The sequence below is a fragment of the Dankookia rubra genome (assembly GCF_004355005.1).
GTDB classification, from domain to species: domain Bacteria; phylum Pseudomonadota; class Alphaproteobacteria; order Acetobacterales; family Acetobacteraceae; genus Paracraurococcus; species Paracraurococcus ruber_A.
Window position 1 is genome coordinate 216,582 of sequence record NZ_SMSJ01000001.1, and the last position, 23,998, is coordinate 240,579.

The following is a 23,998-nucleotide window of genomic DNA, read 5'->3' on the forward strand; positions in this document are numbered from 1 at the left end:
GGCGGCAGCCGGCCGGCCCCCTTTGGCCCATTGGCCCTGCTCCGCCGGGCGGCCGGTCTTCTTGTACCGGGCGGCGGCGGGCCCTACTGGGGCGCAGTCCCGGGGCTTCGGGGCGGCACGTTGTTGCAGGAGCATGTCATGGGCTACCGGGTCGCGGTCGTCGGCGCCACCGGCGCGGTGGGGCGGGAGATGCTGAAGACCCTCGCCGAGCGGGACTTCCCCGTCAGCGAGGTCGTCGCCCTCGCCTCCGGCCGCTCGGTCGGGCAGGAGGTCTCCTTCGGCGAGAAATCGGTCCTCAAGGTCCAGGCGCTGGAACGCTTCGACTTCAAGGCGACGGAGCTCGCCTTCTTCTCCCCCGGCGCCGCGGTCTCGGCGGTGCATGCGCCGCGCGCCGCGGCGGCGGGCTGCGTCGTCATCGACAACACCAGCCATTTCCGGATGGAGCACGACGTGCCGCTGGTGGTGCCCGAGGTGAATGCCCGCCACCTCAAGAACTTCGCCCGGCGCAACATCATCTCCAACCCGAACTGCTCGACCATCCAGATGGTGGTCGCGCTGAAGCCGCTGCATGACATCGCCAGGATCAGGCGCGTGGTGGTCAGCACCTACCAGTCGGTCTCCGGCGCGGGGCGGGAGGCGATGGACGAGCTGTTCAACCAGACCCGCGCTATGTTCGTGAACGACGCGGCTGTGCCCGAGCAGTTCACCAAGCCGATCGCCTTCAACGTCATCCCGCATATCGATGCCTTCCTGGACGAGGGCGCGACCAAGGAGGAATGGAAGATGGCGGCCGAGACGCGGAAGATCCTCGACCCCGACATCGCCGTCATCGCCACCTGCGTCCGCGTCCCCGTCTTCATCGGCCATGCCGAGGCGGTGCACGTGGAATTCGAGGGCCCGATCACCGAGGAGCAGGCGGTGGAGGCGCTGCGCGAGGCACCGGGCATCCAGCTCGTCGACAAGCGGGAGGATGGCGGCTACGTCACGCCGCTCGAATCCGTCGGCGAGGATGCGGTCTATGTCAGCCGCCTCAGGCGCGACCCGACCGTGCCGCATGGCCTGGCGTTCTGGTGCGTGTCGGACAACCTCCGCAAGGGCGCGGCGCTGAACGCGGTGCAGATCGCCGAAGCGCTGCACGAGCAGAGGCTGGTCAAGCCGCGGCGCGGCTAGGGCATGTCTCGGGGAGACAGGATCCTTCCCAAGGCGCCCTGATCGACCGTCCCGAGTCTGACACTTGCCGCAGAAAAGAAAGTGCGGGGCTTGAGGAGGGAACACGCTTCCCTTGTCATGCCGGCCGCGCCGGCTCCGTCAGCCCCAGCTCGGCCAGCAGCACCCCGCGCTGCACCGGCTTCGGCAGATAGGCATCCATCCCCGCTGCCAGGCATTGCGCGCGGAAGTTCTCGCCCACTGCGGCGGTCAGGCCGATGATCCGCGCCGCCCGGTTCGGCCCGGGGGCGGCGCGGATCTGCCGCGTCGCCTCCAGCCCGTCCATCACCGGCATCTGCAGGTCCATCAGGATCAGCCCATAGGCGTGCCGGCGGGCCGCCGAGACGCCCTCGGAGCCATCCGCCGCAACATCCACGTGGCAGCCGGCCCGCTGCAGGATGCTCCGCATGACCAGCTGGTTGGTGGCATTGTCCTCCACCAACAGCACCCGGGTCCGCGGCGCCTCCCCGGGCGGCGGGGCGACGGGGCGCACCGCCGCCCCGCCGCCCGGGCCCAACGTCTGCAGCCGCAGGGCATGCAGCAGCGCCTCTCGCAGCCGCGAGGGCAAGGCCGGCTTCAGCAGCACCGCGTCGAACAGCGCCGCCGCCGGCGCGCCACGGATCAGCCCGGTGCCGGACGAACACAGAACCAGCGCCGGCCGGGGGCCGCCCGGTTCAGCATGGACCCGCCGGGCCAACGCCTCGCCGTCGCCGTCCGACATCTGGCCGTCCAGCACCACGGCATCGAAGGGCCGGCCGGCCAGGCGCGCAGCGCGCAGCGCGGTCATTGCCTCGGCGGCATCCGCCGCGACCGTCGGCTCGGCGCCGCAGGCGATCAGCTGGCGGGCCATGATCTCGCGGTTCAGCGCCAGGTCATCCACCACCAGCACCTGCCGGCCGCGCAGCAGAAAGGGATCGCCCGCATCGGGCGTCTCGACGGCGCCGAGCAGGATGTCGAAGCGGAAGATGCTGCCGCCGCCCGGCCGCGCCGCGGCGCCGATCGTCCCGCCCATGCTCTCGGCCAGCCGGCGGCAGATCGCCAGGCCTAGCCCGGTGCCGCCGTAGCGCCGGCGGATGGAGACATCGGCCTGGGTGAAGCGCTCGAACAGCATCGGTACCTGCTGCGGGTCGAGCCCGATGCCGGTGTCGCTGACCCGGCAGGTCAGCCGCCAGCCTGAGCCCTCGCGTTCGGTCGAGACCGCGACCTCGATCCAGCCCGACTCGGTGAACTTCACCGCGTTGCCGACCAGGTTGAACAGCAGCTGACGGAACCGGCCGGGATCACCGACCACCCTGGCCGGGACGTCGGGCGCCAGCGCGCAAGCCAGTTGGACCCCGCGATTGGCGACGCGCGGCGCGAAGAGCTCGACGATGGTGCCGAGCTCGGCCTCGATGTCGAAGGGGACCTCCTCATGGTCCATCCCGCCGATCTCAAGCTTGGAGAAGTCGAGGATGTCGGACAGCACCATGGTCAGGTGCTCGGCGGATTTCTCGATGGTCTCGGCATAGCGGCGCTGCAGCGGGTCGAGCGGGGTGTCCATCAGCACGCCGGCCATGCCGATCACCCCGTGCAGCGGGGTGCGGATCTCGTGGCTCATGGCGGCGAGGAATTCGTCCTTGGCGCGGCCGGCGGCCACCGCCTCGGCCTCGCTCACCGCCAGCCGGGCGCCCTGCAGCCGCAGCGTCTCGGCCTGCCGCACCAGCAACCAGAGCGCCAGGAAGGTGACCGCGGCGGCAATGCCGATGCCGCCCGTCAGCAGCCAGCCGAGCCGGTAGACCGGCGCCAGCGCCGCCTGCCGGTCGCGCGTCACCTCGACCACGAAGGTGCCGGCGCGGGTGACGGCGAAGCTGCCGACCACCACCCTCCCCGACTCGTCCGTGCCGCGGAAGGTCCCGCTTTCCCGCTGCGGCAGGAAGTCGCGGAACAGCCAGGCTCCGGGATTGCTGCCACCGATCCCCGCCGCGCTGCCGTCCGAACGGGCGAGCAGTTGGCCGGAGAAGGAATGCAGCCGAATCTCGACGTCGAAGGCCTCGGCATAGCGGCGGCTGACGCTGACCAGGTAGTCCGGGTTGAACAGCGCGACCGCAGCCCCGGCGAATCCGCCCCCGCCGCTAACGGCGCGGGCCAGCGGGATCGACCAGAGCCGCGTCTCGGCGATGCTGCGCCCGGATCCGCCGGGTGCCAGGAATCGGCCGGCCTCGGGCGCGCCGACCTTGGTCACCGCCTCTCCCGCCGCCAGGGCGCGGAACCAGTCGCGATCGGCGATCGAGCGGCCGACCAGGGCAGGCTGGGTCGCGGCGACCACGAAGCCCGCCGCATCGGCCAGCAGCAGCGCCCGCAGCGGCGCGACGTCGCGCATGCGCGCCGCAAGCTGGGCATCGAGGCCGGCCGGCAGCCGGTCAGCCGGCTGTGCTGCCAGGTCGTTCAGCACCAGGTCGACGGTCTGCGATGCGCGGGTGAGCTGGTCGGCCAGCGAGCCGGCGACGCTGCGGGTCAGCTTTTCGGCATCGACCAGGGCGTCGCGCTGTCCGCGTTCGAAAACAACGTAGTAGACAACCGAAACGAGACAGGCGAGGACCAGCCCGACTGCCGCGCCGAACAACAGGCGTGGCCGCGGCTCGGCAGCTGTGGGTGGTACGAGGCGGAGGGAGCGGCGCAGGATGGCATGGAAGCCTGGAGGTGGACGCATGATAGCGTCGCTTATTGCATGGATTGTCGTTTTTTTAGAGGCCATTTCGTTGCCGGCATTGTCGCAGCCCGTGCCGGGCCCGGCGACACCTGCCGCCTCCACCCCGCAGGCTGCCGCGCCCATTGCCGGCGAGCGCCTGGCGGCCGTCCGCGCCCGCGGCCGCCTGCAGGTCTGCATGTGGCCGGAATACTTCGCCATCAGCTACCGCAACCCCCGGAACGGCGCGCTCGAGGGGATCGACATCGACATGGCCCGGGCGCTCGCCGCCCGGCTTGGCCTGCCGCTCCACTTCGTCGAGACCAACTTCGCCGAGTTCATGGACCGGTTGGAACGCGGTGACTGCGACGTCGCCATGATGGCGGTCGGCGTGCTGCCGGCGCGGCAGGCGCGGGTCGACTTCTCGCGCCCAACCATGGCCAGCCCGGTCTATGGGGTGACCAGCAAGGACGGCCCCCGCATCACCCGGTGGGAGGATATCGACCAGCCCGGCATCGCGGTCGCGGTCGCCGCGGGCACGCTGATGGAGCCGCTGATGCGGCAGACGCTGCAGCGGGCCGAGTTGGTGGTGGTCAGCCCGCCCAATACGCGGGAGGCCGAGGTGCAGGCCGGCCGCGCCGACCTGTTCATGAGCGACTTCCCCTATACCCGCCGCATGCTGCTGATGCATGACTGGGCGCGGATCATCGAGCCGCCCGGCCGTTTCGGCGAAACCGCCTATGCCTATGCCGTGCCTAAGGGCGAGGCAGCCTGGCTAGCCGAGGTCGATGCCTTCGTCGCCGCCGCAAAGGCGGATGGCAGCCTGGCCGCCGCGGCCGCGCGGCACGGCCTGACGCCGATCCTGGTGCGCGACTGAGGCGGCCCGGTAGCCGGGCTGCCTGACGGCGCGGTGCTGAAGCGGCCGGCCCAGGCCCCGGGCCGCGTCGTCGGTGCAGGTCGCCCGCAGCCGGCCCCGACGACGCGGGGTCAGGCCGGCTGGTGCAGCAGGCGGCGCAGCCCGGCCTCGGCGCATTGCGGCAGGCCGGGGCTGGCGGTCGCCAGCTTCGCCAGGTCGCCGGCCCGGGCGGCGGTTTCCACAACCAGCAGCGTCTCCGCAAGGTCGTCCAGCCCGAAGCTGGCGGCGACGCCGCGGATCGCATGTGCTTCCAGCCGCGCCGCGGGGGCATCGCCGGCGGCGATCGCCGCTTGCAGCCGTGGCATGCGGGTCCGCACCTCCTCCTTGCAGAGCGCCGCCAGGTCGGCGGCGGAAAACGGCGTGGCCTGGCGCGGCGGCGCAGCCGGGCGGCAAGTCAGCAGCATGCCGCCCCCGGCTTCGGGTTCCCAGCGGTCCTCGACATGGCTGCCGTCGCGGCGCTGCCGCCGGGCAGCCCCGGCGATTCCCGACTCGATGCCGTGCCGGGACAGCTTCCCGGTTGGGCTGGCGGGCTGCAGCCGCACCAGGTCGGCAAGCGGCAGGCCGGCCTGCAGCGCCGCCTCCGGCACCTCGGCCAAGGCGGCGAAGCCCTGGCTCCAGGCCGACAGGCAGTGCTGCCCGTCGAACAGCGCGGCACCGGGGGCGGCGCTGTCCAGCAACAGGGCGATGCGACGCGTCTCCGCCTCGGCCCGAACAGCGGCGTGCTGCAACTCGTCCTGCACTGCGGCGAAGCGCGCCTGGCTCGCCGCACCGAGCGCGGCTTCGACCACGGCCAGGCGACGGCGGCCGAACCAGAGCCCCGCGCCGAAGGCCAGGACCATGCTGCATAGCACGGTGGGAATGAGCCGGATGCCAAGGTCCAGGATCGAGGACGGCAGGGGACCCAGCGCCAGGACATGCAGCGTCACCGCCCAGGCCAGGGCACCGAAGGCCGCCGCGCCCCCCAGTAGCATGGCGGTGCGAAGCGGCCGGTCAGGATCCAGTTCCATCGGCGATCGACCCCGGACGTAGCACGCAGGACGCGATGTTTCACTGTTCGTGAACTACCATTTCACATGGACCGAGCGCAACGGCGACGGCGGCCGGTGGTACCCCGCGGCCCGTCCGGCCCTTGCCCGCCGCAGGCCCCGGTGCGATTGTCCGGCCCGTTATCCATGGACCCGGCCGCAGTCGCTGATTGGTCGCGCCGGGAAGCGACGAGGACGCGGTATGGCGAAGATCAAGGTGAAGACCCCGGTCGTCGAGATGGACGGCGACGAGATGACCCGGATCATCTGGGGGTTCATCAAAGAGAAGCTGATCCTTCCCTATCTCGATATCGACCTGAAATACTATGACCTCGGCATCGAGTACCGCGACCAGACCGACGACCAGGTGACGATCGACGCCGCCAACGCGACCAAGCAGTACGGCGTGGGCGTGAAGTGCGCGACCATCACCCCGGACGAGGCGCGGGTGAAGGAGTTTGGCCTGAAGAAGATGTGGCGGAGCCCGAACGGCACCATCCGCAACATCCTCGACGGCACCATCTTCCGCGAGCCGATCATCTGCTCCAACGTGCCGCGCCTGGTGCCGCACTGGTCGAAGCCGATCGTCATCGGCCGCCATGCCTATGGCGACATCTACCGCGCGGCCGAAACCAAGATCCCCGGCGCCGGCAAGGCCACGCTGACCTGGACGCCGGCCGATGGGGGCGCCCCGGTCGAGCTCGACGTCACCAATTTCCCGGCCGGCGGCGGCGTGCTGATGGGAATGCACAATACCCGCGCCAGCATCGAGGGCTTCGCCCGCGCCTCCTTCAACTACGGCCTGGCGCGCGGCTACTCGGTGTACTTCTCGCACAAGAATACCATCCTCAAGGCCTATGACGGCGAGTTCAAGGACATCTTCCGCCGCATCTACGACACCGACTTCGCCGACAAGTTCAAGGCGGCCGGGCTGACCTACGAGGATCGGCTGATCGACGACATGGTAGCCTCGGCGCTGAAGTGGGAAGGCGGCTATGTCTGGGCCTGCAAGAACTACGACGGCGACGTGCAGTCGGACATCGTGGCGCAGGGCTTCGGCTCGCTCGGCCTGATGACGTCGGTGCTGCTCAGCCCCGACGGCAACACCGTCGAGTCGGAAGCCGCGCACGGCACGGTGACGCGGCACTACCGTGAGCACCAGAAGGGCCGCGAGACCTCGACCAACCCGATCGCCTCGATCTTCGCCTGGACCCGCGGCCTCGCCTATCGCGGCAGGTTCGACGGCACGCCCGACGTCACCGGCTTCGCCGAGGCGCTGGAGAAGGTCTGCGTCGACACCGTCGAGAGCGGCTTCATGACCAAGGACCTGGCCATCCTGATCAGCAAGGACCAGCCCTTCCTGACCACCCAGGCCTTCCTGGCTAAGCTCGACGAGAACCTGCAGAAGGCGATGAAGTAGACACCGCGCCCGCGCGCGGCGGGGGGCGGGTCCGCGAGGGCCCGCCTTTTTTTGCGCCTGCAGCGGTTCGCGTTCAGCGGAAGGCGGGCCGCGGCCGGTCCTTGCTTGCGGAACAGATCCAGGCGTTCACCCCCCCCCGCGCCGGCTGCGCTAAACCACCCCGGACAGCGTCCGCCGTACCGAGCGCTGCCAGCCGGCATAGGCGGCGTCGCGCTCGGCCGCCGGCATCGCCGGGGTGAAGCGGCGGTCGAGCTGCCAGGCCGCGGCGAACTGCTCCGGCCCCGGACAGAGCCCCGCCTGCAGCCCCGCGAGGTAGGCCGCACCCAGCGCCGTCGTCTCCCGCACCACCGGCCGGTCGACCGGGGCACCGAGGATGTCGGCGAGAAATTGCATGGTCCAGTCGGAGGCGACCATGCCGCCATCCACCCGTAACACGGCTCCCTCCCCTGCTCCCAGGTCGGCCTGCATGGCCGCCAGCAGGTCGCGGGTCTGGTAGCCGACGCTTTCGAGCGCGGCACGGGCGAAGTCGGCCGGGCCGGTGGCGCGGGTCAGGCCATGGATGGCGCCGCGCGCCTCGGCATCCCAATGCGGCACGCCTAAGCCCACGAAAGCCGGCACGAGGTAGCAGCGTTGCGCCGGATCGGCCGCGGCGGCCAGCGCGCCGCTCTCGGCGGCATCCTTGATCAGCCCGAGCCCGTCCCGTAGCCATTGCACCGCGGCGCCGGCGACGAAGATCGCGCCCTCCAGCGCATAGGTGCGTTTGCCGGCCAGCTGGTAGGCGATGGTGGTCAGCAGCCGGTGCCTGGAGGCGACCGGTGCGTCCCCGGTGTTCAGCAGGGCGAAGCAGCCGGTGCCGTAGGTGGATTTCAGCATGCCCGGCCGGAAGCAGGCCTGCCCGACCGTCGCTGCCTGCTGGTCGCCGGCGATGCCGCGGACGGGTATGGCGCCGCCCAGCACGTCCGTGGTGCCGAACTCGGCGGCGCAGTCGCGCACCTCCGGCAGCATCGACATCGGCACCCGATGCAGCGCGCACATCGAGGGACACCAGGCGCCCACCCTGATGTCGAACAGCATGGTGCGGGCGGCATTGGTCGCGTCCGTCGCATGCACGCGGCCGCCGGTCAGGCGCCAGAGCAGGAAGCTGTCGACGGTGCCGAAAGCGAGCTCGCCGCGGTCGGCGGCCTCGCGCGCGCCAGCGACGTTGTCCAGCAGCCAGGTGACCTTGGTCGCGGAGAAATAAGGGTCGATCAGCAGGCCGGTGGCGGCAGCCACCGCCTCGGCATGGCCGGCCTCGCGCAGCGCGGCGCAGGCGGCGGCCGTCCGGCGGTCCTGCCAGACGATGGCGCGGTGAATGGGGCGGCCGCTGCGGCGGTCCCAGACCAGCGTCGTCTCCCGCTGGTTGGCGATGCCGATGCCGGCGATGTCCTGTGGCCCGAGCCCCGCCTTGGCCATCGCCTCTCGCATCACCGCGAGCGATGTCTCCCACAGGTCCTCCGCCTCATGCTCCACCCAGCCGGAGGCGGGGTAGTGCTGCTGGAATTCCTGCTGCGCGACGGCGACCGGCACCAGGTCCGGCGCGCGGAACAGGATGGCGCGGGTGGAGGTGGTGCCCTGGTCGAGGGCGAGGATATGGCCTGCGGGCATGGGCGGGATCCCAGGGGAGGATGGCGGGGGCCGATGCCCCCGCCGTTCCGGTTAGGCGCGCTTCGGCGGCGTCGCCGGCCAGGAGCGGATCAGCGTGTCGTAGTCCACCGTCTCACCCTTCGGCTTCTCGTTAGCGAGCTTCCTTTGCGGCGCGATGTTGCCGTCCTTCTTGGCCTGCTCGTACCAGTGCTCGGCACTGGTCTTCGGGTTGAGCTTCGGCCCGCAATCGCCCTGCACGTTGGCGCGCTGCAGCCGCTCGAGCACGCTGTCCTGCGCCGCCGCCAGCGAGTCCATCGCCGCCTGTGGGGTCTTCGCACCGGACGAGGCATCGCCGATGTTCTGCCACCAGAGCTGCGCCAGCTTGGGGTAGTCGGGGATGTTCACCCCGGTCGGCGTCCACTGCGTCCGCGCCGGCGAACGGTAGAACTCGACCAGCCCGCCGAGCTTCGGCGCGCGTTCGGTAAAGCTCTGGTGCCAGATGTCGCTCTCGCGGATGAAGGTGAGCCCGACATGGCTTTTCTTCAGGCTGGTGGTCTTCGAGACGCAGAACTGCGCGTAGAGCCAGGCGGCGCGGCGGCGATCGACCGGAGTCGACTTCAGCAAGGTCCAGGACCCCGCATCCTGGTAGCCGAGCTTCATCCCCTCCTTCCAATAGGCGCCTTTCGGGGACGGCGCCATGCGCCATTTCGGCAGGCCGCTGGCATCCACCACCGGCAGGCCGGGCTTCACCATGTCGGCGGTGAAGGCGGTGTACCAGAACATCTGTTGGGCGATGTTGCCCTGCGCCGGCACCGGGCCGGATTCCGAGAAGGTCATGCCCGCGGCCTCGGGCGGCGCGTACTTCTTCAGCCACTCGACATACTTGGTGATCGAATAGACCGCGGCCGGGCCATTAGTGTCGCCGCCGCGCTCGATCGACGAGCCAGTCGGGCGGCAGCCCTCCATGCGGATGCCCCACTCGTCGACCGGCTTGCCGTTCGGGATGCCACGGTCGCCGTTGCCGGCCATGGAGAGCCAGGCATCGGTGAAGCGCCAGCCGAGCGAGGGGTCCTTCTTGCCGTAGTCCATATGGCCATAGACCTTGACGCCGTCGACCTCCTTCACGTCGTTGGTGAAGAATTCGGCGATGTCCTCATAGGCCGACCAGTTCACCGGGACGCCGAGGTCGTAGCCGTACTTCTTCTTGAAGGCGTCCTTGATGGCCGGGCGGGCGAACCAGTCGTAGCGGAACCAGTAGAGGTTGGCGAATTGCTGGTCGGGCAGCTGGTAAAGCTTGCCGTCCGGGCCGATGCAGAAGCTGCGTCCGATGAAATCCTCGATGTCGAGGGTGGGCGAGGTCTGGTCGCGGCCCTCGGCCTTCATCCAGTCGGTCAGCGGCACCGCCTGCTGGTAGCGGAAATGCGTACCGATCAGGTCGCTGTCGTTGACCCAGGCGTCGTAGACGTTGCGGCCCGACTGCATCTGGGTCTGGATCTTCTCGACCACATCGCCTTCCTGCAGCAGGTCGTGCCGCAGATTGATGCCGGTGATCTCGGAGAAGGCCTTGGCGAGGGTCCGCGCCTCGTACTCGTGCGTGGTGATCGTCTCCGACACCACGTTGATCTCCTGGCCGCGGAAGGGCTGCGCCGCGCGGGCGAACCATTCCATCTCGGCCATCTGCTGATCCTTGGTCAGCGTGCTGGGCTGGAACTCGCCGTCGACCCAGCGGCGGGCGGCGTCCACCCCCTGCGCCACGGTTTGGCGCGGGGCGAAGATGACGGCGGGGGCGGCGAGCGCGGCGGCGCTGCCCATCAGCAGCCGGCGGCGGCCGACCGTCATGTCATTCATTGGCATTCCCTCCTTCGGTATCGGCGCCCGTCATGGTCGCCTTTGGTCAAGCCCAGCGGAACATCGCCGCGCCAAAGATCAGGGACAGGATGCTGGCGCCCCAGAGCGGGGCCTCCCCTGCCAGCGCCAGCCAGCCGAGATGGATGAAGGCGGCGCCGAGCAGGGTCAGGAACAGCCGGTCGCCGCGCGTGGTCGGCAGGCCGAGGATGCCGATGCGGTCGACCTCCGGCCGCCGCGCCGCCAGTACCGTCATCACCGCCAGCGTGGCGAAGAGGACGGCGAAGAGCAGGCCGGTCTGCCAGGTCCAGGCCATCCAATCGAGCGCCATCAGACCGCCTCCGCCAAGCCAACCCTCGCCGCGCGACGGATGCCAACCCGGAAAAACAGATGAGGGGCTGGACGCATGCGTCCAACGGGGGAGAGTACCGTCTCCCCCAACCCTGCCTTCCCCGCCATCTACACCCGCCCCAGCGCGAAGCCGCGCGCGATGTGGTTGCGGACGAACCAGATGACGATGGCGCCGGGGATGATGGTCAGCACCCCGGCCGCGGCCAGGAGGCCCCAGTCCATCCCGGCGGCCGAGACCGTGCGGGTCATGGTGGCGACGATCGGCTTGGCATCCACCGTGGTGAGCGTCCGCGCCAGCAGCAGCTCCACCCAGGAGAACATGAAGCAGAAAAAGGCGGCGACGCCGATGCCCCCCGCCACCAGCGGCATGAAGACGCGGACGAAGAAGGCGGGGAAGGACCAGCCGTCGATCGCCGCCATCTCGTCGATCTCGCGCGGCACGCCGGACATGAAACCTTCCAGGATCCAGACCGCGAGGGGGATGTTGAAGACGCAATGCGCCAGCGCCACCGCCCAGGGCGTGTCGAACAGCCCGACCGCGGAGTAGAGCTGGAAGAAGGGCAGCGCGAAGACCGCCGGCGGCGCCATGCGGTTCGACAGCAGCCAGAAGAACAGATGCTTGTCGCCGAGGAAGCGGTAGCGGCTGAAGGCATAGGCGGCCGGCAGAGCGACGCTCAGCGAGATCGCCATGTTGAGGCCGACGAATTTCAGGCTGTTGATGTAGCCGCTGTACCAGGAACGGTCGGTGAAGATGCGGCGGTAGTTCTCCATCGTCGGCTGCTGCGGCCAGAGCGTCATGCCCGAGGCGATCTCGAGGTTGGTCTTGAAGCTCATGTTGACTAGCCAGTAGATCGGCACCAGCAGGAACAGGACATAGAGACCGAGAACGAGGCGCGGCGCCATGGCGCGCAGCGCGCCCGTCCGCGCCGGTGCCTGCGCCGCTGGCAGGGCGGCAGGGGCAGCGACGGTCGTGCTCATTGTGCCGCCTCGCTCTGGCCGCGGGTGGTGGTGGCGAAGAAAATCCAGCAGACCGTCAGGATGATCAGGTTGTAGACGATCGACATGGCCGCGGCCTTGCCGAGGTCGAACTGGCCGAGCGCGATCTTCACCAGGTCGATCGACAGGAAGGTGGTGGCATTGCCGGGGCCGCCGCCCGTCACCACGAAGGGCTCGGTATAGATCATGAAGCTGTCCATGAAGCGCAGCAGCACCGCGATGGTCAGCACCCGCTGCATCTTCGGCAGCTGGATCGCGCGGAAGATTGCCCAGGCGCCGGCGCCGTCGATCTTCGCCGCCTGGTAGTAGGCATCGGGGATGGCGCGCAGCCCGGCATAGCACAGCAGCACGACCAGCGAGGTCCAGTGCCAGACATCCATCGCCACCACCGTGGCCCAGGCGTCGAAGGCGTTCTGCGCGTAGTTGTAGTTGATCCCGAGCGCCTGCAGCCCGGCGCCGAGCAGGCCGATATCGCCGCGGCCGAAGACCTGCCAGATGGTGCCCACGACATTCCAGGGGATCAGCAGCGGCAGGGCCAGCACGACGAGCGAGACGGCGACGCCCCAGCCCTGCCGCGGCAGGGTCAGCGCCACGGCGATGCCGAGCGGGATCTCGATCAGCAGGCACAAGCCGCTGAACAGCAGCGTCCGCCACAGCGCGTCGAAGAACCGCCCGCCGAGATCGGTCGAGGGATCCAGCAGCTCCTGGAACCAGGCGGTGCCGTTCCAGAAGAACTGGTTGTTCCCGAAGGTGTCCTGCACGGAGTAGTTGACCACCGTCATCACTGGGATGAGGGCGGAGAAGGCGACCAGCGCCACCACCGGCAGCACCAGGAACCAAGCGCGATCGTTGTGCGGCTTGGCCATGCTCAGGCCTCCCCTTCCGCCAGCCGGCCATCGGCGTAGACCAGCATCCCCGCGGCATCGAGCGCGAGGCAAGGCTCTGCCGGCACCGCCATCCCCTCTGGCAGGGTCGCGGCGAAGGGCTGGCCGTCCAGCTCCACGCGCGCGATGCGTCGGCGGCCGAGATCCTCGACGCGCGTCAGTGCGACCGGCAGGCCCTCCCGCGCCAGGGTGGCGAATTCCGGCCGGATGCCGAGCTCGACGCGGCCCGGCAGCGGTGCATAAGCGCGCGGCAGGGCGATGCGCTGGCCGCCCGGCAGCATTGCTTCCCGCCCATGCACCGCGCAGGCCAGGAAGTTCATGCCGGGCGAGCCGATGAAATGGCCGACGAAGCTATGCGCCGGGCGGTCGAACAGCGCCTCCGGCGTGCCGACCTGCACCACCTCGCCCTCCGACATGACCACGACCCGGTCGGCAAAGGTCAGCGCCTCGGTCTGGTCGTGGGTGACGTAGATCATCGTCACCGGCACTTGGCGGTGCAGCTCCTTCAGCCGGGAGCGGAGCTCCCATTTCAGGTGGGGGTCGATGACGGTCAGCGGCTCGTCGAAGAGGATGGCGGCGACGTCGCCGCGGACGAGCCCGCGCCCCAGCGAGATCTTCTGCTTCTCGTCGGCGCCGAGATTGCGGGCGCGCCGGTCGAGCATCGCGCCGAGCCCGAGCAGCCCGGCGACATGCTCCACCCGCGTATTCGCCTCGCGCGCCGAGGACCCGCGGTTGCGCAAGGGAAAGGCCAGGTTCTCCCGCACCGTCATGGTGTCGTAGACCACCGGGAATTGGAACACCTGCGCCACGTTGCGCCGCTCGGTCGGCAGGGCGGTCACGTCCTGCCCGTCGAAGTGCACCCGCCCTTCGGTCGGCCGCAGCAGGCCGGAAACGATGTTGAGCAGCGTCGTCTTGCCGCAGCCGGAGGGGCCGAGCAGCGCATAGGCGCCGGCATCCTCCCAGACCATGTCCATCGGCCGCAGGGCGTAGTGCGGGCTGCCGGGGTAGCGCTGCGCCAGCCGCTCGAAGCCGATCCGCGCCATCAGGCCGCCTCCGCCAGGGCGGAGACGGCGGCGAGGCGGCCATCCGCGCCGAAAACCAGGCAGCGCTGCGGGTCGAGCCAGACGGTCGCCGCCTCGCCCGGTTCCGGCCGCCGCACGCCGGGCGCCAGCACGACCCAGGGTAGCGGGCCGACATCGAGGTGGACGTAGCTCTCCGACCCCGTGACCTCGGAAACCCGCACCACCGCCGGCAGCGCGACAGCCCCGGGCAGTGGCTCGAGCGAGAGCTGGTGCGCGCGGATGCCGACGGTGCAGGGCCCGTCCTGCAGGCCGCCGACCGGCACCGGCAGCGCCTCGCCGGTCGCCAGCGCCAGCCGCCCGGCCTCGATGCGCGCCGGCGCCTCGTTCAGCGGCGGATCTGAGAAGACACGGGCGGTGGCGAGGTCGGCCGGGCGGCGGAAGACCTCCCCGGCCCGGCCGGATTGGGTGACCCGTCCCTCCGACAGCGTGGCGACGCGGCCGCCGAGCAGCAACGCCTCGGCCGGTTCGGTCGTCGCATAGACGAAGACGCTGCCGCTCTCGGCAAACAGCTTGGGCAGTTCCTCGCGCAGCTCCTCGCGCAGCTTGTAATCGAGATTGGCCAGCGGCTCGTCCATCAGCACAAGGGGGGCGCGCTTGACCAGGGCGCGGGCGATCGCGGTGCGCTGCTGCTGCCCGCCGGACAGCTCCAGTGGCTTGCGCGCGAGGTAGGGCGTCAGCCGCAGCAGCCGCGCGGCGTCCTGCACCCGCGCCTCGATCTCGGCGCGCCCCAGGCGAGCGACACGCAATGGGGCCGCGATATTCTCGAAGACGGTGAAAGCGGGGTAGTTGATGAACTGCTGGTACACCATGGCGACGCTGCGCTTGCGCACGTCGAGCCCGGTCACGTCGCGCCCCTCGGCCAGCAGCCGTCCCTCGCTCGGCCGGTCGAGCCCGGCCAGCAGCCGCAGCAGCGTGGTCTTGCCGGCGCCGGTCGGGCCGAGCAGCACGTTCGGCAGGCCGCCGGCCAGCTCCAGCGTGACGGGATGCAGCACCACCTGCCCCGCCGCCGACAAGCCGAGGCCCTCGAGCGCAACGCTCATTCCGCTGCCCTCCGCGCCGGCACCGCAGCCATGTGCGCGGCCAGCGCGGCTTGGCCCTCGGCATCGATCCGCAGGCCAAGCTTGCTGCGGCGCCAGAGGATGTCGGCCGGCGCCCGCGCCCATTCCTCGCGCATCTGCCAGTCCACCTCGCGCGCGGTCAGCCCGGCGCCGAAATCCTGGCCGAGATCGGCCATGCTGCCGGCATCGCCCAGCACCGCCGCGGCGCGGGTGCCGTATTGCCGCACCAGCCGGCGCGCCAGGGCAGCGCCCAGGAAGGGAAAGCGCTGCCGCAGCGCGGTGACCAGCGCCGGCGCGCCGTCCCAGGGGAAGTCGCCGCCGGGCAGTGCGGCCGCGTTGGTCCAGGCGCCGCCCATTGCCGGGAAATGCGGGCCCAGCTTCGCCAGCGCGGCCTCAGCCAGCCGCCGGGCGGTGGTGATCTTACCGCCGAAGACCGAGAGCAAAGGCGCCTCCCCGTCCCGCGCATCCAACGTCAGGACATAGTCCCGGGTCGCTTCCTGCGCCCGGCTGGCGCCATCATCATACAGCGGGCGCACGCCCGCATAGCTCCAGACCACGTCGGCCGGGGTGACGGGGCGACGGAAATAGTCGCTGACGGCGCGGCAGAGATAGTCGGTCTCCGCCTCGGAGATCGCTGCGGTCGCGGGGTCCCCGGTGAACTCCTCGTCGGTGGTGCCGATGAGGGTGAAGTCCTCCTCATAGGGGATGGCGAAGCAGATCCGCCCATCGGCATTCTGGAAGATGTAGCAGCGGTCGTGGTCATACAGCCTGCGGGTGACGATGTGGCTGCCCTTGACCAGTCGCACCTTGGCCGGCGTGTTCAGGCCGGCGACGCCGCCCAGCACATCCGTCACCCAGGGGCCGCCGGCATTGACCAGGGCGCGCGCCGCGACCTCGGTCACCGCGCCGGTCGCCTCGTCGCGCAGGGTCGCCTGCCAGAGCCCGCCTTCCCGCCGGGCGGAAACGCAGCGCGTCCGGGTCAGCACCGCGGCGCCGCGATCGGCCGCGTCCCGGGCGTTCAGCACGACCAGCCGCGCATCCTCGACCCAGCAGTCGGAATATTCGAAGGCGCGGTGGTATTCGGGCTTCAGCGACGCCCCGGCCGGGTCGCGGCGGAGATCGAGCCCGCGGGTCGGCGGCAGGATGCGGCGGCCGCCCAGGTGGTCGTAGAGAAACAGACCCAGCCGCAGCACCGGCCAGGGCCGCAGCCCCTTGTGGTGCGGCAGCACGAAACGCAGCGGCCAGACGATATGCGGTGCGACGCGCAGCAGCACCTCGCGCTCGATCAGCGCTTCCCGCACCAGGCGGAACTCGCGGTACTCCAGGTAGCGCAGCCCGCCGTGGATCAGCTTGGTCGAGGAGGAGGAGGTAGCGCCGGCGAGGTCCCCCTTCTCGACGAGGGTGACCGAAAGCCCGCGGCCGGTCGCGTCCCGGGCGATCCCGCAGCCATTCACCCCGCCGCCGATGACGAGGAGATCCTGAACTTGGCCATTACCCGTTGCCGACACGCTTCATTCCCCGGACGCCGCCCGCATCCTGCCCGAGAGCGAAACGCAAGCTCAAGTGAAAACTTCGAAGCCTAATCGCGCGTCAGTGGGTTTCGGTTTCGAGGGATCCGGTTTCGGTTAGCATTTCACATTCTTCCGGCCCGGCGAGCTCGAGTTGCGTCCCCGCGGCCTGGCAGGCGGCGGCGAAGCCCAGCGGCGGGGCACGGTCCATCACCACGCAATGCAGCTGGGAGACATGGCCGATCCGCACCGGGGCCGAGCGCTCGAATTTCCCGGTATCCGCCACCAGGATAGCCTGCCGCGCGTTGCCGAGGATGGCGCGCGCCACCCGGACCTCGCGGTAATCGTAGTCGAGCAGCCCGCCCTCCTCATCCAGCGCCGAGGCGCCGATGACCGCGAAGTCCAGCTTGAATTGGGAGACGAGATCGACCGTCGCCTCGCCGACGATGCCGCCATCCGACCGCCGCACCGGCCCGCCGGCCACCACCACCTCGACGCCATCGCAGGGCAGCAGGATGGAGACGACGTGAATGTTGTTGGTCACCACCAGCAGGTTGCGGTGATGCACCAGGGCGCGCGCCACCTCCTCGGTCGTCGTGCCGATGTTGATGAAGAGGCTGGACCCGTCCGGGATCAGCGCCGCGCAGCAGGCGGCAATGCGGCGCTTCTCGGCATGCGCCAGCGCGCGGCGGGCGGCATAGCCAAGGTTCTCGACCCCCGAGGCCAGCATCGCCCCGCCATGCTGCCGTGCCAGCAGCCGGCGATCGCAGAGCGTGTTCAGGTCCTTGCGGATGGTCTGCGGGCTGACCCCGAAGCGGGCGGCCAAGTCCTCCACCCCGACGCGCCCGGCGCCGCGCGCCAGGGCGAGGATCGCCGATTGCCGGTCGGACAGCGCTTCGAGGGGAGGGTTGGATGCCACGGCAAGACCATGCCGCGCGACGGCGGCCGGTGGAAGCCCGTCCGGCCGATGGCGCGCCATGGACGCGGCACGGTCCGGCGCCCTAGGCTTCGCCCGCTGCAAGAAACCGACAAGCATAGGGAGTGAATGCCATGACCCTCGCAAGCCGCCGGGCCGCCCTGGCGGGTGCCGCTGCGCTGCTGCTCGCACCGAACCTTGCCCGGGCACAGGCGGGCGACCAGGCCCAGGTCGCCGCCGCGGTCGAGGCCCTCAGCCAAGCGATGATCGCGGTCGACCGGCCGAAGCTCGAGGCGCTGACCTCGCCCGCGCTCAGCTACGGGCATTCCGCCGGGCGGATCGAGAACAAGGCGCAGTTCATCGCCTATCTCGAAAGCCGCGCCAGCGCTTTCCGCCGGATCGAGCTGAGCGAGCAGACCATCGGCCTCACCTCGGACGAGGCGATCGTCCGGCACCTCTTCACCGGCGAGACGGTGGACCCGGCCGGGAAGGTCACGCCCGTGCGGATCGGCGTGCTGCAGGTCTGGACCAAGGATGGCGGCAGCTGGCGGCTGCTGGCGCGCCAAGCCTACCGCCTCTGACCCCGGCAGGCAGCCCGCCCGCCAGGACGACCGAGCCCCCGCGCGCCAGGCGGCGCGGGGGGCCGCGAGATGGCTCAGGCCTTGGCCTTCTTCTTCGCCTTCTTCATGCCGGCCAGCGCGGCGTCCTTGAGTGAGGGGCTGGCCTTGAAACGCACGGTCGCGCCGGCCTTCACCGCCACCTTCTCGCCGGTGCGCGGGTTCATGGCGGTGCGCTTCGGCGTCTCCTTGACGACAAAGGAACCGAAATCCGGCAGGGTAAAGCGACCGGTCCCGGTGATCTCGGACTTGATCGCCGCGATCAGGTCGGCGGCCAGGCGATTGGCGGCGATCGCCGGCATCTCGGTGGACTGAACGATGACGTCGGTGAGGAACTTCTTCGACATAGGCATGACTCCCTGCGAGTCCTCGCCTCATAGCGAGAAGATTGCGCGGCGTCAGTCGTCTCGTTGCATCCCGAGGCCAGGAATGTGGGCCAGCCACGCTGGCCGGCATGCGACTCGCGGATTTTCCTGGCCTCGTCAGCCAAGCCGGGCGGCGGCGGGCTGTCGCGCGGCAAGCGCCGGGGCCGGCGAATCCGCCCACCCTTGCCGCGACTCGGGGCGGGCCCCGCCCCGGCGGCCGGCGATCCACGCCTGGGTGTATCCGGTGCGGGCGGCGGAGTTTCCCGCGTTGCCACCCGCACCCGCCTGACAGGAGCTCGCATGAGTCCCGATTCCGCCGACCTGCCGGCCCCGCCGCGTCACCCCTCCCTGGTCGGCCGCGGCCCGCGCGCGGCGCGCGTCGCGGTGGCGCTCGGCCTCGTGCTGCTGGGGCTCTGGACCCTGCACGGCTTCCTGCCGGCGCTGGCCTGGGCGGTGATCCTGGCGATCGCCATGTGGCCGCTCTATCGCCGCGTCAGGCGCCGCATCCCGGTGCATGGCCATGGCATCCTGCTGCCGGCGCTCTTCGCCACCGCGATCGCCCTGCTCTTCCTGCTGCCGCTCGGCCTGTTGGCGATCCAGGCAGCGCGGGAGGCCGGCGCCCTGCTGCACTGGGCGGCGGAGGCCGAGCGCAACGGGCTGCCGTTGCCTGAGTGGCTAGCCACCCTGCCCTTCTTCGGCGCCCAGGCCACCGCCTGGTGGCAGGAGAACCTGGCCGATCCCGGCGGCGCGAAGGAGGTGCTGGCGCGGCTCAACAATGCCGAGCTGATCGATGCCGGCCGCCAGCTCGGCGCCAACCTGGCGCACCGGGCGGTGCTGTTCGGCTTCACCATCCTGACCCTGTTTTTCCTGTTCCGGGACGGCGAGGCGCTGGTGGCGCAGGCGCTGCGCGCCAGCGCCCGGCTGCTCGGCCCGGCTGGGGAGCGGGTGGCGCGGCAGATGGTGGCCTCCGTGCACGGCACGGTGGACGGGCTGGTGCTGGTCGGGCTGGCGGAGGGGCTACTGCTCGGCATCGCCTATGCGGTGGCCGGCGTGCCGCACCCGACCTTGCTGGGCGCGGTCACCGCGCTGGCGGCGATGATCCCCTTTGCCGCGCCGCTGGTCTTCGGCATCGCCGCCCTGGTGCAGGTGGCGCAGGGCGCGGTCACGGCAGGGGCGGCGGTTTTTGGCTTCGGCCTGCTGGTGGTCTTCGTCGCCGACCACGTCTTCCGCCCGGCGCTGATCGGCGGCGCCACCCGGCTGCCCTTCCTGCTAGTGCTGCTCGGCATCCTCGGCGGGGTCGAGACCTGGGGGCTGCTGGGACTCTTCCTCGGCCCCGCCATCATGGCGGCGCTGGCGCTGCTCTGGCAGGAATGGACCAGCGAGCAGCCTACTTGATGCGGGTCTTGCCCCAGGCCTCGGCCATGCTCGCCAGCGGGTCGAAGGTCAGGTCGAGCCGGCTGCGCGGCTTGCCGCCGGCCACGGGCAGCGAGGCCAGCTCGCCCGGCACGTCGCCCCAGCGCCGCACCGGGCCGCTGTCCACATGCACGAAGTTGCGCGCGGTATAGATTCCGACCCCGCCGCGGCCGAGCAGGATCGCCTGCTCGGCGAAGCCAGGCAGCCGTTCCGGCGCCAGCATGACGTCGACCGCCCCGGCCCGCAGGTGCTGGCTGTCTCCCGCGCCATGCACGGCATAGTTGGTCTGCGGCGTGCGATACCCCGAGAGGATGGTGATGTCCCCGGCGAGCCCGGCCCGCCGCGCGACCTCCCACAGCACCTCGATCGCCGCCGGATCGAAGGGCAGCACCGCGCCGGTCCGGGTATCGGCCAGGACCTCGGACAGCTCGGCCATAGCGGCCGGGTCCGCGGTGCGGCCGTCATGCCAGGAGCCGGCGAAGCGGGCACCGGTCGCGGCATGGCGGATCGCCAGGCGGCGCAGGCCGGGAGCTGGCCGTCGGGGTGCGGCCAGCGCGGGCAGCGGGAGCACGGCAGGGGCCGCGAGGAGCAGGGTCCGGCGTCGCATCCAAAGGGTGGTACGGAAGCGCCGCCGGCAGGGGAACCCCAAAGCGACGTCATTCCGCGCAGGCGTGTTCGGGAGCGGCCTGCCTGACCCGGATGTGAAGGCTGGTTCAGCCAGGCGAACGTATGACGGTTGCGCTGCGTTGTCCCTGCTTCGCGGCATGGGAGCGTAGCATGCGGGCACTCACGGTGGTCCCCGGGCGGGCGGATTCGGGCGCGGTGGTCGAAATGCCGGAGCCGCCCGAGACCGACGGCCCCGTCCTGGTCCGCACCCTGGCGGTTGGCTTCTGCGGCACCGATGCCGAGATCCTGGCCGGCGACTACGGCTGGGCCCCGGCGGGCGAAGAACGGCTGATCCTCGGCCATGAATCGCTGGGAGAGGTGCTGGAAGCCCCGGACGGCAGCGGCTTCCGGCGCGGCGACCTGGTCGCCGGCGTGGTGCGGCGACCCGACCCGGTGCCCTGCCTCGCCTGCGGTGCCGGCGAATGGGACATGTGCCGCAACGGCCGCTACACCGAGCGCGGCATCAAGCAGCGGCACGGCTTCGCCGCCGAGCGCTTCCGCATCGAGCCGGAATTCCTGGTGCCGGTCGACCGCGGGCTCGGGCCGCTCGGCGTGCTGATGGAGCCGGCCAGCATCCTTGCGAAGGCCTGGGAACATATTGAGCGCATCGGCCTGCGCGCCCGCTGGGCGCCGCGCAGCGTGCTGGTGACGGGGGCGGGCCCGATCGGGTTGCTGGCGGCGCTAATGGGCGTGCAGCGCGGGCTTGAAGTGCATGTGCTGGCGCGGCGGGAAGGCGCGCAGGCGGCGCTGGCCCGCGACCTTGGCGCCGCCTACCACATCGGCCGCATCGCCGACCTGCCCTTCCACCCCGACGTGGTGCTGGAATGCACCGGCGTCCCGGAGCTGGTGATGGATGCCGCGGTGCAGCTGGCGCCGGCCGGCATCTGTTGCCTGGCCGGCGTCTCCGCCGGGGCGAAGCGGATCGAGACCAATGCCGGCACGCTGGAGCGGCAGATGGTGCTGGGCAATACCGTCCTGTTCGGCATCGTCAACGCCAACCTCCGCCACTACCGCGCGGCGGCAGAGGCGCTGGCCAAGGCCGATCGCGCCTGGCTCGGCCGGCTGGTGACGCGGCGTGAGAGGCTCGATGACTGGCGCGATGCGGTGACGCGCCGGCCGGACGACATCAAGACCGTCATCGATTTCACGCTCTGACATGGCGCTCCGCATTGAGGACTATGCCGTCATCGGCAACCGCGAGACCATGGCGCTGGTCGGCCGGGACGGCAGCATCGACTGGCTCTGCCTGCCGCGCTTCGACAGCCCGGCCTGCTTCGCCGCCTTGCTCGGCACCGCCGAGAACGGCCGCTGGCGGATTGCACCCTGCCACCCGGCGGCGCGCGTGACCCGCCGCTACCGCCCGGGCACCCTGGTGCTGGAGACGCGGTTCGAAAGCCCGGACGGCGCGGTGACGCTGGTCGACTGCATGCAGCGGCGCGACGGCGCGACCGACATTGTCCGCCTGGTCCGCGGCGAGCGGGGCCGGCTGGCGATGCGGATGGACCTCGCCATGCGGTTCGACTACGGCCGCGACATCCCCTGGGTCTCCCGGCTCGAGGACGGCCGGCTGCGCGCCATCGCCGGGCCCGACCGGCTGCTGCTCGACACCAGCGTGCCGTTGCATGGCCAGCGCATGACGACGGTGGCCGAGTTCGAGGTCGTGGCCGGCGAGACGGTGCCCTTCGTGCTGACCTGGACGCCGTCCTTCCACCCGCTGCCGGCCCGGCCCTCGGCGACGGCCGTGCTGGCCGAGGAAACAGCCGAATGGCAGGCCTGGTCGGCGCGTGGAAGGACGGAGGGCGAATGGGCCGAGGCGGTGAGCCGATCGCTGATCACCCTGCGGGCGCTGGCGCATCGCGAGACCGGCGGCATCGTCGCCGCCGCCACGACCTCGCTGCCCGAGCAGCTGCGCGGCATGCGCAACTGGGACTACCGCTACTGCTGGCTGCGCGACGCCACGCTGACCCTACTGGCGCTGATGGGCGGCGGCTATGTCGAGGAGGCCGCGGCCTGGCGCGAATGGCTGCTGCGCGCCGTCGCCGGCAGCCCGGACAAGCTGCAGATCATGTACGGCCTGGCGGGCGAGCGGCGGCTGGATGAGCGGGAACTGACCTTCCTCTCCGGCTACCAGGGGGCTCAGCCGGTCCGAATCGGCAATGCCGCCGCCGGGCAGCTGCAACTGGACGTATATGGCGAGCTGCTGGACGCCATGCACCATGCCCGGCGCGCCGGCATTCCGCCGAACGACGATGCCTGGGGACTGGAACGCACGTTGACCAACCGGCTGATCGATCTCTGGGACCAGCCGGACGAGGGGATCTGGGAGGTGCGCGGGCCACGCCGCCACTTTACCTATTCCAAGGTGATGGCCTGGGTGGCGCTGGACCGCTCGGTGCGTGGCATCGAGGAATTCGGCATGAAGGGGCCGCTGGCGCAATGGCGCGCGGTGCGCGACCGAATCCATGCCGATGTTTGCCGCCGCGGCTTCGACACGGCACGCAACAGCTTCGTGCAGTCCTATGGCGCAACGCAGCTGGATGCCAGCCTGCTGCTGATCCCGCTGGTCGGCTTCCTGCCGCCCGAGGATCCCCGCATCGGCGGCACGGTCGCGGCAATCGAGCGGGAGCTGCTGCAGGACGGCTTCGTCCGCCGCTACGACACCAGCAAGGCGCAGGACGGTCTGCCGCCCGGAGAGGGCGCCTTCCTCGCCTGCAGCTTCTGGCTGGCGGACAATTACGTCATGCTGGGCCGGCGCGACGAGGCACGGGCGTTGTTCGAGCGGCTGCTGACGCTGCGCAACGACGTCGGCTTGCTGGCCGAGGAATACGATCCTAAGGCCGGCCGGCAGGTCGGCAACTTCCCGCAAGCCTTCTCGCATGTCGCGCTGGTCAGCACTGCGGGCAATCTGGCGCGGGCGGAAAAGCCGGCCGAACAGCGCTCCGGTCATCGCGCCGCCGACGATTGATCCCCCCCGGGGGCCTACTCCGCTTGGGCATCGAGCGCCATCGAGGCTTGCAGCGGGCCGGCGACGGCTCTTGCCGTAACGCGGATGGGCATTCTATGCCGGCGAGCGCAATGCGGCGGCCCGGTGGCTGTCCGGCGCGAAACGGGCGCCGGCGCAATGCTGTCCGCCGGTTGCGGGCGACGGGCGCGCCGGTGGGCAGCGCAAGTTGGGGACGCGCCTGGTTATGCGCCAGGGACGCGGCGCAGGCCAGGCTGAACACGGCGCCGTTCCGCCGCGCGGTGCCGAGCCGCGGCCCGGTCGAGGCTCGATGATTTCGGCTTCAACCCAGCCGAAGCAGGATGGGTGTTCCGGGTGCGGCAGGGTCTACCACTGTCCGATGCGGGAGCTGTCGATGCATGTGATCTGCACCCATCGACGAGTTGCAGGCTGCAGGGATGCTAGCCGCGAAATCGTGCGCCGCCGGCAATCATGGCGACC

The 23,998-nt window shown here is 70.7% G+C and carries 20 protein-coding genes; 7 read left to right on the forward strand and 13 right to left on the reverse strand.

The window, feature by feature from the left end:
* Positions 1-138: 138 nt before the first annotated feature.
* Positions 139-1,170 (forward strand): aspartate-semialdehyde dehydrogenase, encoded by a 1,032-nt coding sequence (locus E2C06_RS01035; protein WP_133286714.1) that lies wholly within the window; start codon positions 139-141, stop codon positions 1,168-1,170.
* A 115-nt stretch (positions 1,171-1,285) separates the two neighbouring features.
* Here E2C06_RS01035 and E2C06_RS40185 read toward each other — a convergent pair whose 3' ends face one another.
* Positions 1,286-3,895, reverse strand: a complete 2,610-nt coding sequence (locus E2C06_RS40185; protein ID WP_165982139.1) for a hybrid sensor histidine kinase/response regulator — start codon at positions 3,893-3,895, stop codon at positions 1,286-1,288.
* Positions 3,896-3,944: 49 nt separating this feature from the next.
* Here E2C06_RS40185 and E2C06_RS01045 point away from each other — a divergent pair, with 49 nt between their 5' ends.
* Positions 3,945-4,748, forward strand: coding sequence for a substrate-binding periplasmic protein (locus E2C06_RS01045; protein ID WP_241671050.1), 804 nt, complete (start codon positions 3,945-3,947; stop codon positions 4,746-4,748).
* A 110-nt stretch (positions 4,749-4,858) separates the two neighbouring features.
* On the opposite strand, the gene E2C06_RS01050 is transcribed toward E2C06_RS01045, so the two are convergent.
* Positions 4,859-5,794 carry an Hpt domain-containing protein gene (locus E2C06_RS01050; RefSeq protein WP_133286717.1) on the reverse strand — a complete coding sequence of 312 codons (936 nt, stop codon included), beginning with the start codon at positions 5,792-5,794 and terminating at the stop codon, positions 4,859-4,861.
* A 220-nt stretch (positions 5,795-6,014) separates the two neighbouring features.
* Between E2C06_RS01050 and E2C06_RS01055 the strand changes: the two genes are divergently transcribed.
* Entirely contained in the window at positions 6,015-7,232 is a 1,218-nt protein-coding gene (locus E2C06_RS01055) for an NADP-dependent isocitrate dehydrogenase (protein ID WP_133286718.1), read from the forward strand.
* A gap of 150 nt (positions 7,233-7,382) precedes the next feature.
* On the opposite strand, the gene glpK is transcribed toward E2C06_RS01055, so the two are convergent.
* From glpK to E2C06_RS01100, 9 genes are all read right to left on the reverse strand, one after another.
* On the reverse strand, positions 7,383-8,876 hold the full coding sequence (gene glpK / locus E2C06_RS01060) for a glycerol kinase GlpK (RefSeq protein WP_133286719.1): 1,494 nt from the start codon (positions 8,874-8,876) through the stop codon (positions 7,383-7,385).
* 51 nt (positions 8,877-8,927) lie between these two features.
* Positions 8,928-10,703 (reverse strand): ABC transporter substrate-binding protein, encoded by a 1,776-nt coding sequence (locus E2C06_RS01065; RefSeq protein WP_133286720.1) that lies wholly within the window; start codon positions 10,701-10,703, stop codon positions 8,928-8,930.
* 46 nt (positions 10,704-10,749) lie between these two features.
* Positions 10,750-11,031 (reverse strand): DUF2160 domain-containing protein, encoded by a 282-nt coding sequence (locus tag E2C06_RS01070; RefSeq protein ID WP_133286721.1) that lies wholly within the window; start codon positions 11,029-11,031, stop codon positions 10,750-10,752.
* A gap of 128 nt (positions 11,032-11,159) precedes the next feature.
* A complete protein-coding gene (locus E2C06_RS01075) occupies positions 11,160-12,029 on the reverse strand; it encodes a carbohydrate ABC transporter permease (RefSeq protein WP_133286722.1) in 870 nt (289 codons plus the stop codon).
* Positions 12,026-12,913, reverse strand: coding sequence for a carbohydrate ABC transporter permease (locus tag E2C06_RS01080; protein ID WP_133286723.1), 888 nt, complete (start codon positions 12,911-12,913; stop codon positions 12,026-12,028). The genes E2C06_RS01075 and E2C06_RS01080 overlap by 4 nt, the downstream gene beginning before the upstream one ends.
* A gap of 2 nt (positions 12,914-12,915) precedes the next feature.
* Entirely contained in the window at positions 12,916-13,974 is a 1,059-nt protein-coding gene (locus E2C06_RS01085; RefSeq protein WP_133286724.1) for an ABC transporter ATP-binding protein, read from the reverse strand.
* A complete protein-coding gene (locus E2C06_RS01090) occupies positions 13,974-15,053 on the reverse strand; it encodes an ABC transporter ATP-binding protein (protein WP_133286725.1) in 1,080 nt (359 codons plus the stop codon). The genes E2C06_RS01085 and E2C06_RS01090 overlap by 1 nt, the downstream gene beginning before the upstream one ends.
* Positions 15,050-16,579 carry a glycerol-3-phosphate dehydrogenase gene (gene glpD / locus E2C06_RS01095; RefSeq protein WP_133286726.1) on the reverse strand — a complete coding sequence of 510 codons (1,530 nt, stop codon included), beginning with the start codon at positions 16,577-16,579 and terminating at the stop codon, positions 15,050-15,052. Before glpD ends, E2C06_RS01090 begins: the two co-directional genes overlap by 4 nt.
* A gap of 82 nt (positions 16,580-16,661) precedes the next feature.
* Positions 16,662-17,498, reverse strand: coding sequence for a DeoR/GlpR family DNA-binding transcription regulator (locus E2C06_RS01100; RefSeq protein WP_241671051.1), 837 nt, complete (start codon positions 17,496-17,498; stop codon positions 16,662-16,664).
* A gap of 131 nt (positions 17,499-17,629) precedes the next feature.
* Between E2C06_RS01100 and E2C06_RS01105 the strand changes: the two genes are divergently transcribed.
* Positions 17,630-18,076 (forward strand): nuclear transport factor 2 family protein, encoded by a 447-nt coding sequence (locus E2C06_RS01105; protein ID WP_133286728.1) that lies wholly within the window; start codon positions 17,630-17,632, stop codon positions 18,074-18,076.
* A gap of 74 nt (positions 18,077-18,150) precedes the next feature.
* Here E2C06_RS01105 and E2C06_RS01110 read toward each other — a convergent pair whose 3' ends face one another.
* Positions 18,151-18,459 carry an HU family DNA-binding protein gene (locus E2C06_RS01110; protein WP_133286729.1) on the reverse strand — a complete coding sequence of 103 codons (309 nt, stop codon included), beginning with the start codon at positions 18,457-18,459 and terminating at the stop codon, positions 18,151-18,153.
* Between the two features lie 318 nt (positions 18,460-18,777).
* Between E2C06_RS01110 and E2C06_RS01115 the strand changes: the two genes are divergently transcribed.
* Entirely contained in the window at positions 18,778-19,872 is a 1,095-nt protein-coding gene (locus E2C06_RS01115) for an AI-2E family transporter (RefSeq protein ID WP_133286730.1), read from the forward strand.
* Here E2C06_RS01115 and E2C06_RS01120 read toward each other — a convergent pair.
* A complete protein-coding gene (locus E2C06_RS01120) occupies positions 19,865-20,461 on the reverse strand; it encodes a YcbK family protein (protein ID WP_165982140.1) in 597 nt (198 codons plus the stop codon). The genes E2C06_RS01115 and E2C06_RS01120 overlap by 8 nt on opposite strands.
* Positions 20,462-20,667: 206 nt before the next feature.
* Here E2C06_RS01120 and E2C06_RS01125 point away from each other — a divergent pair, with 206 nt between their 5' ends.
* Both E2C06_RS01125 and E2C06_RS01130 read left to right on the forward strand, forming a co-directional pair.
* Positions 20,668-21,711, forward strand: a complete 1,044-nt coding sequence (locus E2C06_RS01125) for a glucose 1-dehydrogenase (RefSeq protein WP_133286732.1) — start codon at positions 20,668-20,670, stop codon at positions 21,709-21,711.
* 1 nt (position 21,712) lies between these two features.
* On the forward strand, positions 21,713-23,521 hold the full coding sequence (locus E2C06_RS01130) for a glycoside hydrolase family 15 protein (RefSeq protein ID WP_133286733.1): 1,809 nt from the start codon (positions 21,713-21,715) through the stop codon (positions 23,519-23,521).
* The last annotated feature ends 477 nt before the right edge of the window (positions 23,522-23,998 follow it).